Annotated in this window: 8 protein-coding genes, 1 pseudogene and 3 riboswitches; of the genes and pseudogenes, 3 read left to right on the top strand and 6 right to left on the bottom strand. The window is 71.9% G+C overall.

Translation table 11 applies throughout. From position 1 onward, the window contains the following. Positions 1-42: 42 nt before the first annotated feature. A pseudogene (locus tag AB0I83_RS14985) lies at positions 43-642 on the bottom strand (TetR/AcrR family transcriptional regulator); the annotation flags it as partial. A 468-nt stretch (positions 643-1,110) separates the two neighbouring features. Then, entirely contained in the window at positions 1,111-2,208 is a 1,098-nt protein-coding gene (locus tag AB0I83_RS14980; protein ID WP_363304856.1) for an alkene reductase, read from the bottom strand. Positions 2,209-2,548: 340 nt separating this feature from the next. On the opposite strand from AB0I83_RS14980, the gene AB0I83_RS14975 reads away from it, so the two are divergent. Further along, complete coding sequence (locus AB0I83_RS14975) at positions 2,549-4,897, top strand: GH92 family glycosyl hydrolase (RefSeq protein WP_363304855.1); 2,349 nt, start codon at positions 2,549-2,551, stop codon at positions 4,895-4,897. 94 nt (positions 4,898-4,991) lie between these two features. Here the strand turns inward: AB0I83_RS14975 and AB0I83_RS14970 are convergent, their stop codons facing one another. Genes AB0I83_RS14970 through AB0I83_RS14960 form a run of 3 tightly spaced genes read right to left on the bottom strand, consistent with a single transcriptional unit; the run spans position 4,992 to position 7,935 of the window. Then, a complete protein-coding gene (locus AB0I83_RS14970) occupies positions 4,992-5,795 on the bottom strand; it encodes an ABC transporter ATP-binding protein (protein ID WP_363304854.1) in 804 nt (267 codons plus the stop codon). Next, positions 5,792-6,868 carry an iron ABC transporter permease gene (locus AB0I83_RS14965; RefSeq protein ID WP_363304853.1) on the bottom strand — a complete coding sequence of 359 codons (1,077 nt, stop codon included), beginning with the start codon at positions 6,866-6,868 and terminating at the stop codon, positions 5,792-5,794. The genes AB0I83_RS14970 and AB0I83_RS14965 overlap by 4 nt, the downstream gene beginning before the upstream one ends. 35 nt (positions 6,869-6,903) lie before the next feature. Then, positions 6,904-7,935 carry an ABC transporter substrate-binding protein gene (locus AB0I83_RS14960; RefSeq protein WP_363304879.1) on the bottom strand — a complete coding sequence of 344 codons (1,032 nt, stop codon included), beginning with the start codon at positions 7,933-7,935 and terminating at the stop codon, positions 6,904-6,906. A gap of 41 nt (positions 7,936-7,976) precedes the next feature. Continuing rightward, positions 7,977-8,160: riboswitch (cobalamin riboswitch) on the bottom strand. 148 nt (positions 8,161-8,308) lie between these two features. After that, positions 8,309-8,437, top strand: a riboswitch (cobalamin riboswitch). Positions 8,438-8,533: 96 nt separating this feature from the next. On the opposite strand from AB0I83_RS14960, the gene AB0I83_RS14955 reads away from it, so the two are divergent. Together AB0I83_RS14955 and AB0I83_RS14950 are read left to right on the top strand one after the other, a co-directional pair. Continuing rightward, positions 8,534-8,902 carry a (2Fe-2S) ferredoxin domain-containing protein gene (locus AB0I83_RS14955; RefSeq protein WP_356530071.1) on the top strand — a complete coding sequence of 123 codons (369 nt, stop codon included), beginning with the start codon at positions 8,534-8,536 and terminating at the stop codon, positions 8,900-8,902. A gap of 91 nt (positions 8,903-8,993) precedes the next feature. Next, positions 8,994-9,680 carry a (2Fe-2S)-binding protein gene (locus tag AB0I83_RS14950; RefSeq protein ID WP_363304852.1) on the top strand — a complete coding sequence of 229 codons (687 nt, stop codon included), beginning with the start codon at positions 8,994-8,996 and terminating at the stop codon, positions 9,678-9,680. Between the two features lie 100 nt (positions 9,681-9,780). Here AB0I83_RS14950 and metE read toward each other — a convergent pair whose 3' ends face one another. Then, positions 9,781-12,099 carry a 5-methyltetrahydropteroyltriglutamate--homocysteine S-methyltransferase gene (metE, locus tag AB0I83_RS14945; protein ID WP_363304851.1) on the bottom strand — a complete coding sequence of 773 codons (2,319 nt, stop codon included), beginning with the start codon at positions 12,097-12,099 and terminating at the stop codon, positions 9,781-9,783. A gap of 182 nt (positions 12,100-12,281) precedes the next feature. Then, positions 12,282-12,470, bottom strand: a riboswitch (cobalamin riboswitch). Positions 12,471-12,606 lie beyond the last annotated feature (136 nt).

Below are 12,606 nucleotides of genomic sequence, written 5' to 3'. Positions count from 1 at the left end.
GCCCTCCTGGGCGGGGTCGGGGCGGTGCGGGAGATCTGCGGGAGGCGCGCCCGCGCAGCGCAGTGCCATCGCGGTGAGTTCGCGAAGGAGTCCGTGGGTGTCGTCGGACTCCGGAGCGCCGAGCGGCGCGACCAGCACCTCGCCGATCGCACCGGTGAGCGCCGCCGCGGTGATCTCGCCGTTCTGGGGCGGCAGCAGCCCCCGTTCCATGCCCTCCTCGACCACCTCGGCGAAGAGCGCGCGGTACCGGCGGCGGAACTCCAGGCGCTCGGCTCCGACGGCCGGTTCGGCCGGTGCGGCGAGCAGGGCGTACGCCTGCCCGCGGTTCTCCAGGGCGCGGCGGGCGAAGACCTGGACACCGGCAGTGAGGCGCTCGACCGGGTCCCCGGGGGCGCCGAGGACGGACCCCAGGACGTCCAGCTCACGGCCCGCCGCGCGCCGGAACACCTCGACGGCGAGCGCCGCCTTCGACGGGAAGTGCTGGTACACCGAACCGGCCGACATACCCGCCGCCTCGGCGACTGCGGTCACGGAGGCCCGAGCCCAGCCCACCTCGGCCACGACGGCAGCGGCGCCGGCCACGAGTCGGTCACGAGCGGCTTCGAGACGCCTGAGCTCTGCGGGGGTCTTCCGGTAGGCCACGAAAGAAGTGAACCATCATTCATAGTTTTCCGACAAGGCCTGCCGACTCTCACGAGGCCGGCCGACTACCAGCCGGTTCGGGCGAGCCTGCCGTCCCGGTTCGGAGCCGCCTCGGTACCCGCCCGCGGGTGCGGCCCGCTCGGCGCAGCCGCACGGGCGCGCCGTGTGTCAGGCGCCGGGGAGCACCCCGGCACCCGCCACCACCGAGTCGAGGTTGCCGTTCTTGGCCTCCACGCACTCCCGGTGGGCATTCCCGACCGGGACGCGCGCAAGCGGCGGGCGGAGAGACGCCGGGAGCACGGGCCGGCCCCCCCGTGCTCCTGTTGACCCCGGCCGCACGCGCGACCCGGAAACCGAATGGGCCCGCCGTGCGACCACCTGGAGGAGGCCCGCCTCGAACCGCCCGGTCGACCCACCGTCCGACTGACCGGATGGGCGGACGGACGAGGGAGTCGCGCGCCGTCCGTCTCAGCAGTGCGTGGGGTAGTCGGTGTATCCGACGGGCCCGCCCGTGTACATCGCGTACTTGGCGCGTACGGCGTTGACCGGCGCGCCGGTGCGCAGCCGTTCGACCAGGTCGGGATTGGCGAGGAACGGGCGGCCCAGGGCGATGAGGTCCGCGCCCGCGCAGAGGAGGCGCTCGGCCGCCTCCCTGCCTCCGTCGGCCGGGATCCGGTCGGTGGGCAGCACCGGGTTGGCGATGAGGGTTCCGGACCAGATCTCGCGCAGGCGGGAGAAGAGCGGCTCGTCGGGAGAGGCGAACGCGACGTGGAGGTAGGCGAGCCCCTTGCCGTCGTTGGCTTCGAGCAGCGCGGGGTAGACGGCGTCGGCATCGGTGTCCGTGACGCCGTTGACACTGTGGCCGGGCGAGATGCGCAGGCCGGTGCGCTCGGCCCCGATCGCGTCGATGACGGCGTCGATCACCTCGGAGGTGAAGCGGATCCGGTTCCCGACACTGCCGCCGTAACCGTCGGTGCGGTGGTTGGTGCCAGTGGTGAGGAACTGGTGGAGCAGGTAGCCGTTCGCGCTGTGCACCTCGACCCCGGCGAAACCCGCGTCGACGGCCCGCCGTGCCGTGGCGGCGAAGTCACGGATCGTCGTCCGGATGTCGTCGGGCGTCATCTCGCGTGGTGTTACTGCCTCCTGACGTCCCGTCGGGGTGTGGATCGACTCGGGCAGCGGGATCGGGGAGGGGGCGATCGGGGTGAGACCGCTGGTGTCGGGGTGGCCGACACGTCCGCCGTGCTGGATCTGGAGGAACATCGGTCCGCCGCCGGCCGCCCTGACGGCCTGGGTGACCTGGCGCCACCCGGCCGTGTGGGCGTCGGTGTGCAGGGCGGTGATGTTCGGATACGTCCGGCCGACCTGACTGGGGGTCGAGGCTTCGGCGATGATCAGACCGGCTCCGGCGCGCTGGGCGTAGTACTCGGCCATCAGCGGGGTGGCCGTGCCGTCGTCCTCGGCGCGGTTGCGGGTCATGGGCGCCATGACCAGGCGGTTCGCCAACGCGTGCCGACCGAGGCGGGTGGGGGAGAGGAGCAGGGAGGTCGTGGTCTCGGAGGTCATGCACGTACCGTAAAACCTGACACCGTTGCGACGATCAAGCGCAAGGGGGTGTGTTCCGCGTCATGCGGACGGGTGGGCCGACTCGTCGTACGGCGGCAGTCGCGCGGGGGACCGCACACCTCCGACGGTCGCCCCCCGGACGCATCCCCCGAATGCGCGGGAGCTGTCCCACGACCGGCGTGTGGTCCGGGACATCCCGGAGCGCCAGGGCCCCCGGTGTCCGGTCCAGGGCGGTCGCCCGCTCTTGCCGTAACTCTTGACGAGTACACGAATTCAGGCCAAGAATGATCGCGCAGTGCGATATGACAACGTTGTCTAAGGCTGGAGAGGCGTTCTTCCCATGAGATGGACCCACTTGATACGCGGTGCGGGGACGGCGGCCGCCACGGCCGCGCTCCTCGGAGCCGCCGTCGCCGCACCCGCCGCGGCGGACGGAGGGGCGCACTCCGAGCGCGGCCGGCTGACCGATCTGGTCAACCCGTTCATCGGAACAGAGAACGAGGGCAACACCTATCCGGGTGCCGCGGTCCCGTTCGGAATGGTGCAGCTCTCGCCCGACACCGGCCACAACACGGGGTACGACTACTCGGAGACCCACATCAGGGGCTTCTCCACCGTCCACATCTCCGGCGTGGGCTGCGGCCTCGGCGGCGACCTCCCCGTGCTGCCGACCACCGGTGACATCACGTCGACGGACAACGCCGCCTACGCGGCCGAGTTCAGCCACGACGACGAGAAGGCGAGCCCCGGCACCTACACCGTCGGCCTGAAGACCGGTATCAAGGCGGAACTGAGCGCCACCGAGCGCACCGGTGTGCAGCGCTACACGTTTCCCGCCACCGACAAGGCCAACGTCCTCATCAACGCGGGCCAGTCGCTGCACAAGACCGTGAACACCAAGGTCGAGATCCTCGACAGCCGCACCGTGCGCACGGCCATCACCGGCAGCGGCTTCTGCCAGGACACCAAGCCGTACACGGTCTACACGATCACGCGCTTCGACCGGCCCTTCGCCACCTCGGGCACGTGGAAGGGCGAGAAGGTCACCGAGGGTTCGAAGACCTCGGCCGCCGGCGACGAGCGCAACGGCGCCTTCCTGCGCTTCGACACGACCGAGGACCGCAGCGTCGAGGCGACCACGGCGATCTCCTACGTCGACGCCAAGGGCGCTGCCCTAAACCTCCGCGCGGAGGGCGGCCGTCCGTACGACAGGGTCGCACGCGCCGCACAGTCCGCCTGGGAGGACCGGCTCGGCGAGGTCCGGGCGCAGGGCGGCAGCGAGACCCTTCGCCGGACCTTCTACTCGTCCCTCTACCGTTCCTTCCTCGCGCCGAACATCGGCAGCGACGTCGACGGCCGCTACACCGGCTGGGACCAGAAGACCCACCGCGCCAAGGGTTTCACGTACTACCAGAACTGGTCGCTCTGGGACACCTACCGCACCCAGGCCCAGCTGCTGTCGCTCCTCGCGCCGAGCGAGTCACGCGACATGGCGATCTCCGTCATCAAGATCGACCAGGACAGCGGCTGGCTCCCCAAGTGGGGATACGGCACGGTCGAGACGAACATCATGACGGGCGACCCCGTCACGCCGTTCCTCACCAACGCCTACCAGCAGGGACTGCTCAAGGGGTACGAGGAGCAGGCCTACCGGGCGCTCAGGAAGAACGCCGACGGAGTGCCGTCGGCCGACTCCGCCCCTGTGGGCCGCGAAGCCAACAAGGAGTACCTCGCCGACGGTTTCGCGCCCTACATCAAGGGTCGCCAGCACGTGAAGCCCGGTGACTCCGACTACGACCACGGCGCCTCCGCGACCCTGGAGTACGCACTGTCCGACGCGATGCTCGGCCAGATGGCGAAGGAGCTGGGCCACGAGGCGGACGCCGAGCGCTACACGGAGCGCGCGCAGAACTACCGGAAGATCTTCGACAGTTCGACCGGCTTCTTCCGCGCCCGCGACGCCGCCGGCGACTTCACCGGACCCGTCGACCCCGCACAGAGCGAGGGCTTCCACGAGGGCACGTCCTGGCAGTACCAGTGGCTCGTCCCGCAGGACCTGCCCGGCATGGTCTCCCTGATCGGCGGCACCCAGGCCGCCAACGAGCGCCTCGACTCGTTCTTCGCCTACGACGAGCTCCTGAAGGACCCGGCGAAGACCGCCCGCGAGGTGTGGGTGAACGGGCCGTACGACTACTACAACGCGGACAAGTACAACCCGCAGAACGAACCCGACCTGATCGCCCCGTACACCTACCTCTCCACCGGCCAGCCCTCGAAGACGACCGACGTCGTGCACGCGGCGCTCACCCTCTTCACCGACGCCCCGACCGGCATGACCGGGAACGACGACCTCGGGACGATGTCCGCCTGGAACGTCCTGTCCTCGATCGGGATCTTCCCGGTCCAGCCGGGCACGGACACCTGGGGGCTCTCGACCCCCGTCTTCGAGCGGGTGGACCTCACCCTGGACCGCCGCTACTACCCCGAGGGCCGGCTGACCGTGAGGGCTCCGGGCACCTCCGACTCGGCGCGCTACATCCAGTCCGCCCGGACCGACGGGACCGCGTACGCGAAGACCTACCTGACCACCGAGGACATCCGCGGCACCCGCGACCTGTCCTTCGAGGTCGGTACGGCTCCCTCGCGGTGGGGCACTTCGGCGGACGCGGCACCGCCCGCCCTCGACTGACACCCCGCGGCTGTCCTGCCTTACCCAGGATCCGTCCCCTCGCCCGGCCTCCGGTCGGCCGAGGGGACGGATCCTTCCGCTGTGCCGGCCGCGACTACGCTCCGGCGGGTCCGTGGGGAGGCGGCCCCTCCGGCAGGAACGTCACATGGGGCGCCCCGGTCCGGGGGTGGACGGTCACCTCGCCCTCCACCCCGTACACCTCGGCGAGGAGACGCGGGGTCAGCACCTCGGCGGGCGTGCCCGAGGCGACGACCTCGCCCGCGTCGAGGACGTACAGACGGTCGCAGTGGTACGCGGCGAGGTTGAGGTCGTGCAGGGCGACCAGGACCGTGGCCGGCAGTCTCCTCAGCACGCCGAGGACCGACAACTGGTGCTTTATGTCCAGGTGGTTGGTCGGTTCGTCGAGGACCAGCAGCGAGGGCTGCTGGGCGAGTGCCCGTGCGATCAGGACGCGCTGGCGCTCGCCCCCGGAGAGTCGGTCGAAGGGGTGGTCCGCCAGCCCGGTGACGTCCACCGCGCCGAGCGCCGTCCCGATCAGCTCCGCGTCCTCGGCGGTGTCCCCCGCGAGCAGCCGTTTGTGCGGCGTACGGCCCATGGCGACCACCTCGCGCACCGTGAGGTCGAACTCCGCCCCCGGCTCCTGCGTCACCGCCGCCACCGTCCGGGCGAGTCGCCGCACCGGCAGCGACCAGGCATCCTGCCCGTCGACCCCGACCCGGCCGGCGGCGGGGCGCAGGACGCGGTAGACGGCGCGCAGCAGGCTGGACTTGCCGCTGCCGTTCGGCCCGACCAGGCCGATCACCTCACCGGGGCGAGCGGTCATCGACACGTCGCGCACCAGCTGATGGGCGCCGGCCGTGAGAGTGACCGAGTCGACGACGAGTTCGGCTGCCCTCATGCCACACCCTCGCCCGTGCCGCGCCGTGCGTCGCGGCGCATCAGCCAGAGGAAGAACGGCCCGCCGCACAGCGCCGTGAGCACCCCGACCGGGATCTCCATCGGTGCGGCCACCACACGCGCGGCGATGTCGGCCCAGACGAGGAACACCGCTCCGCCGAGCGCGGCCGTGGGCAGCACCCGGCGGTGGTCACCGCCGACGAACAGCCGCACGATGTGCGGGAGCATCAGACCGACGAAACCGATCGGCCCGGCAGCCGCCACCAGCACGCCGGTGACGAGGGAGAGCAGCACGAACATGCGCGACCGGAAGCGGCCCACGTCCAGGCCCATCGTGGTGGCGGCCTCCTCGCCGGCCAGCAACAGGTTCAGATTGCGTGCCTGCACGGAGAGGACACCGATGCCGAGCAGCAGCGCCGCGCCGGGCAGCCGGAGAGTGGCCCAGTCGACACCGCCGAGGCCACCGAGCGTCCAGGCGAGGATCGCGCGCGTCTCGTTCCCCCGGTCGCTGGTCAGCAGCAGCAGGTCCAGCACCGCCGTGAGTACGGCCGCGACCGCCACACCGGACAGCACCAGCCGCACGGACGTGATGCGGCCCCCCGTACGGGCGGTGGCGTACACCAGCAGCAGGGCACCCAGCGCTCCGGCGAACGCGGCGACCGGGAGCGACACCGGCCCGAACAGAGTCACCCCGAACACGATCACGGTCACGGCGCCGAGGGACGCCCCGGAGGAGACCCCCAACAGGTAGGGCTCCGCTAGGGGGTTGCGTACGAGTGCCTGCATCGCGGTCCCCACGACCGCAAGCCCGGCGCCGGTCACCACCCCGAGCAGGACACGTGGCGCCCGTACGTCCAGCACGATGGTCTCGCGGGCCCGCGACCAGTCCGGCGCGGACCGGTCGGCGCCCACGGCGTGCCACACGATTCCCCACACCTGGCCCGGCGGGACGTGCACCGAACCGATGGCCAGACCCGCGACGACGGATGCGAGAAGCACGGCGGTCAGGACGAGCAGGGCCACGGCGAACGTCCCCCCGCCCGCCGCGGTGCCACCCTTCGCGCGCCGTCCCACGGCAGGCTCCGCCGGGGTGCCCACGGCCGGAGCGGTCACCGGAAGCTCTCGGGGTGCAGCCCACGGGCGAGGTCCCCGACCGCGTACGCCGACCGGATCCCGACCAGGGTCGCGGTCAGCGGCAGGACGACGAACCGCTCGTTCCTGATCGCCGGCACATCCGCGAGCGCCGGCTGGGCGAGCAGGTACGCCTTCTTCTGCTCGACGCTCCCGGAACCCTCGTAGTCGTAGATGGCTATGGCCTCCGGCTTGCGCTCCACGACCTGCTCCCAGGAGACGTCCCCGAACACGTCGTCCAGATCGGCGAAGACGTTGCGGCCGCCGGCGAGCCGGATCAGCTCGGTCCCCAGGCTCCTGCCGCCCGCGGTGAAGGCCGACTTGTCGCCGCTGTCGTAGACGAAGACCGGCATGTCGGATTCGCCCTCGACGGCGGACGCGGCCTCGGAGACCCGCCCCTTCAGATCGGAGACCAGCGTGTCGGCGCGGTCGGACACACCGAAGATCGTGCCCACGGTGCGGATCTCGTCGTAGGTGTCCTCCATCGTCACCCGCTTCCTGCCGCAGTACTCGCGGTTGAGGTGGGTGTCGATCCCGGCGTCGGCGAACGCCTTGCGCGAGCGCCCCTCCTTGTCCGCGAACGCGCTGCCGTACCCGCCGTAGACGAGGTCGGGTTCCGCCTCCAGGACAGTCTCGAACGACGGTTCCCTCTCGGCCAGTTCGGGGACGGCCTCGTACTCCTGCTTCAACTCGGGCAGCACGGCCGAGTCGGGGAAGGCGGTACCGGCCAGGTGGTCGCCCAGGCCGAGTGCGAGCATCAGCTCCGCCGGGTGCTGGTGGATGGTGACCACCCGCGCCGGAGGCTCGGTGTACGTCGTCCTCACCCCGCAGTTGTCGATCGTGACGGGGAAGCCCTCGGACACCTGCACCCCGCCCTCCGGGCTTCCGCCCGCGCCACCGGCGGAGCCGCACCCCGTGGTCAGGGCGAGTGCCGCCAGCGCGAGCGCGCCTGCCGCGACCCGCGGGGACGTGCGTCGGCGGGGTCGAACGGCCTGCGGGGAAAGGGACATGGCTGTGAACACGTGAAGCCTCCTGGGGAGTCCGCGCTCCTCGGATCGGGCCCGCGACAGGCCAGTGTCCTGACTCCCGGATCGACGCTTCCCCTCGGCCTTCCCACGCGGCGCGCAGTGGCATGTCGAGGGTCGCACTCCCCGGTCACAGTGGCGGGACCGTGCCGGATTCACACCGGCTTCCTGTCTCCCGTCGCGGCGATGACCTGGTGATAGTACGTTCCGTCGGGGCGCGGTCAAGTGGGCGGTCCCGGCCTCCCGCCGCGCGCCCCGACGGAAAGGGCCGCCCCTGTGGCGGGTTCCCGGGACGCCGCGCCCGGCGGCCCCCTTCCGTCGGATGTCATGATGACCCACGACAGGGCGACGGCGGTCCGAGGAAGCCGGTGCGAATCCGGCGCGGTCCCGCCACTGTGACCGGCGAGTTGATCCGTCCCGTCCTTGGTGCCCCTCCGGACGGAGCGGTGAGGACGGGACGGACTTCGACCCGGGAGCCAGGAGACTCACGCGGTCGCCTCCTCGACGTACACCGGGGCGGATCTCCCCGGAGAGAGGGTGGTTCGGCGTGCCCGACAACCCGGCCCAGGAGGCTTCGGACACCGTGGTGGCGGTGAGGACGGCGGGCCCGGCCCCCTGCCGCATCGTCGTGTGCCGGGACTGCTGCTGCGGCAGTCCCAAGGTGACCGGAGTGGACCACGCGGCGCAGACGGCGCGGCTGCGCACCGAGGCACCGGTGCGGGTCTCCGAGTGCCTCGACGTGTGCGACCAGGCCAACGTCGTCGTCGTGCAGCCCTCCGCCGCCGGCCGGGCCGCCGGAGGCCGGCCGGTCTGGCTGGGACTGGTCAACGACCCTGACGCGACGGAGGACATCGCCGCCTGGGTGCGTGCGGGCGGCCCGGGCCTGGCGTCCAGGCCCGAGATCCTCGACCTCTACACCTTCCTGCCTCCCCGGCGCCGTGCGGCCACCTGAGGCCGGCGGCGCCCGGTGGACCGAGGTGCCGAAGCGGCCGGTCCGCGCGGAGCCGTCCACCAGGCGACGCACGGGGGAGAGGGCACCCGGCATGGCTGATCCGGCTCGGGCGCCCCAGGACGCCGTGGCGGCGGCGATGGAGGACGCGGCCGCCCTCGGGGGTTTCTTCGCCATGCGGACCGGTGGCCCCGGCGAGGGCTGGCACCCCGTCCAGGAGTCGTACGCCCGCGGGTTCGCCGACCTCGCCACGGCCGTCGCCGACCGGTACCGCACCAGGGATCCGCGCGTCGGCGTGTCCATCGCCCAACTGGGGCACGCGGCCCGCCTCTGGTCACCCGTGCTGGCCTGCGCCCTGCTCCACGGGATCGTGCTGGACCTCGACGCCCTGCAACGCGCCGACACCGGCTCGGCACTCAGGCTGCCGCACCCCGCCGGGTGGTACGCCGACCGGCTCCCGCACCGCGAACACGCCCTGAGCACCGAGGTGATGGGGCACCTGGCGGCGTTGGAGGCCGGGCTGGACGTCAAGATCGCCCCCCGCCTGCTGGACGGGAACGCGGCCTCCGCGCTGGCGGGTTCGGCCGGAGTGCTCCTGGCCGCCCGGCCCGGTCTGCGGACGCCGCTCACCCGCCTGGTCACGCGACTGCTCGGCACCGGAAGGCTCGTCGGTACGGGATCCCTGACCGGACCGGACCTGGCCTTCCGCCGTCGCAGTTGCTGCCTGTACTACCGGACACCGGCCGGTTCGAAGTGCGGGGACTGCTGTTTCGCCGACTGAGACGCGCCGGGCCCGTCACTCGGACCCGCGACACCGGCGGGAGGTCCGCCGGGCACCGGCCGGGGCGTGTCGCGCGCCCCGGCCGGCGCCGCCCGGTCGGTCAGGACCCGGACAGCTCACCACGGACCGTGCGTGCCGCGGCGACCAGATTCCCCAGCGCCGCACGGGTCTCGGGCCAGCCCCGGGTCTTGAGACCGCAGTCCGGGTTCACCCACAGCCGCTCCGCCGGGATGGCCTCCAGTCCGGTCCGGAGCAGGTCCGCGGCCTCCTCGGCGCCCGGCACCCGGGGCGAGTGGATGTCGTAGACGCCCGGTCCCGCCTCGCGCGGATACCCGTGGGCGGCGAGCTCGTGGGCGACCTGCATGTGGGAGCGGGCCGCCTCCAGGCTGATGACGTCGGCGTCGAGGTCGTCGATGGCCTGGATGATGTCGCCGAACTCGGCGTAGCACATGTGGGTGTGGATCTGGGTGTCCGGCCGCACGCCGCCGGTGGTGAGCCGGAACGACTCGGTGGCCCAGTCCAGATAGGCGGGACGGTCCGCCGCGCGGAGCGGCAGGGTCTCGCGCAGAGCGGGCTCGTCCACCTGGATGACGGACGTGCCCGCGGCCTCCAGATCGCCGACCTCGTCGCGCAGGGCCAGCGCGACCTGGCGGGCGGTGTCACCGAGCGGCTGGTCGTCGCGGACGAAGGACCAGGCCAGCATGGTGACCGGTCCGGTCAGCATGCCCTTGACCGGGCGGTCGGTGAGGGACTGGGCGTACGTCGTCCAGCGCACCGTCATCGGATCGGGGCGGGAGATGTCGCCGGCCAGCACCGGGGGACGGACGTAGCGGGTGCCGTAGGACTGGACCCAGCCGTGCCGAGTGGCGAGGTACCCCGTCAGCTGCTCGGCGAAGTAGTGCACCATGTCGTTGCGCTCGGGCTCGCCGTGCACGAGGACGTCGATGCCGGTCCTCTCCTGGAAGGAGATCACCTCGCCGATCTCGGCCTCGATGCGCTCCTCGTACCCGGCGGTGCCGATGCGTCCGGCCCGCAGGTCCGCGCGGGCCGTGCGCAGTTCGTCGGTCTGCGGGAACGAGCCGATGGTGGTGGTCGGCAGCAACGGCAGTCCGAAGCGGGCACGCTGGGCGGCGGCGCGCTCCCCGTAGGGGAGGGAGCGACGGCCGTCGGAGCCGGTGACGGCATCGGCCCTGGCCTGTACGACCGGGTCGTAGATGACCGGGGAGTCGGCGCGGGAGGCGAGGTCGGCCTGGTTGGCGGTGATCTCCGCGGCGATGGCGTCGGTGCCCTCGGCGAGTCCCTTGGCCAGAGTGGCGATCTCCCCGGTCTTCTGCCTGGCGAAGGCGAGCCAGCGGAGGATCTCAGGATCGATGTCCTTCTCCGGCGCTGTGTCGAGGGGGACGTGCAGCAGTGAACAGGAGGAGGCGACGTCGACCCGGTCCGCGAGGCCGAGAAGCGTGGCAAGCGTGGTCAACGACTTCCCGTAGTCGTTGATCCAGACGTTGCGTCCGTTGACGACGCCGGCGACGAGCCGCCTGCCCGGCAGCCCGCCGGCTGCGGCGAGGTCGTCGAGATTGGCCGCAGCCGTGTCGGTGAAGTCGAGGGCGAGGCCCTCGACCGGGGCCTTCACCAGAACGGGGAGAGCCTCGCCGAGCCGGCCGAAGTAGGACGCGACGAGCAGCTTGGGCCGGTCGGTGAGAGCGCCGAGGTCCCGGTAGGTGCGGGCGACGGCGTTCAGCTCGGCGGATGTGCGGTCCTGGACCAGGGCGGGCTCGTCGAGCTGTACCCACTCCGCGCCGGCGGCGCGCAGATCTGCGAGAACCTCCGCGTAGACCGGCAGGAGCCGGTCCAGCAGGGTGAGCGGTTCGAAGCCGGCCGGCACCCCGGGGGCGGGCTTGGCGAGCAGAAGGTAGGTGACAGGGCCGACGAGCACCGGCCGGGCGGTGTGCCCGAGCGCGAGGGCTTCCCTCAGCTCGTCCACCTGCTTGGCCGAGTCCGCGGTGAACGTGGTGTCCGGGCCGAGTTCGGGGACGAGGTAGTGGTAGTTGGTGTCGAACCACTTGGTCATCTCCAGCGGCGCCACGTCCTGGGTGCCGCGTGCCATCGCGAAGTAGCCGTCGAGCCCGTCCGCGCGGACCGCCTCACTATGCCGCTGCGGGACGGCACCGACCATCACGCTGGTGTCCAGCACGTGGTCGTAGTACGAGAAGTCACCGGTCGGGACCTCGTCGATGCCGGCCTCCGCGAGCTGCTGCCAGTTGGTGCGGCGCAGTTCGGCCGCGGTGGCGCGCAGCGCGTCGGTGGTGACGTCGCCCTTCCAGTAGCCCTCGATGGCCTTCTTCAGTTCCCGGTTCTGTCCCTGCCGGGGGTAGCCGTGCACGGTGGCCTGGGCCGCCGCGGCTGCGGGCTGGGTTGTCACGGAGATCTCCTTCGCGAGATGAATCCCTGAGATCCCGGGGACGGGACGAGAGCGCGAAGGGGCGGCACACCCGGACGGTACGACAGCGCGCGACTCGACGCCCTGATCCGCCTGGTGTGTACGCCGACCCGCCCTCGAGGTCACCGGGATGTCCGCGCACGGTTCGTCCGCGCGCGGGCAGTTGGCAGGTCTTCGGACTCGCGGGCAGGCCCTCGTGAATGAGGACACCTAATGGCCGTCGCTTCCCAGGCCCGGTTCGTCGGACCCAGTGCGTATGACGGCGGTCGTTCCCGCTCACCGCTGCGGGGCAGTCCCGGAATTCCACCGGGTTCCCTCTTGCGACGCTCCCGCCTGGCGGACGGGGCGAACCAGCTGCGCCGACCACCCTACGGTGCCCTCGGAGCGAGCGGTGCATCCCTTCCGGTATTCGGATGGGTGAGGCGGGACACGAGCTCCGCGCGCCCTGGCTCCGACGGGGCATCGGTGGCCCGCCCGGAACGAGCCCTT

Source organism: Streptomyces sp. NPDC049970 (assembly GCF_040660235.1).
Classification (GTDB): Bacteria; Actinomycetota; Actinomycetes; order Streptomycetales; family Streptomycetaceae; genus Streptomyces.
The sequence above is the reverse complement of the archived record's forward strand: the minus strand, read 5'-3'. Positions and strand labels throughout refer to the sequence as shown.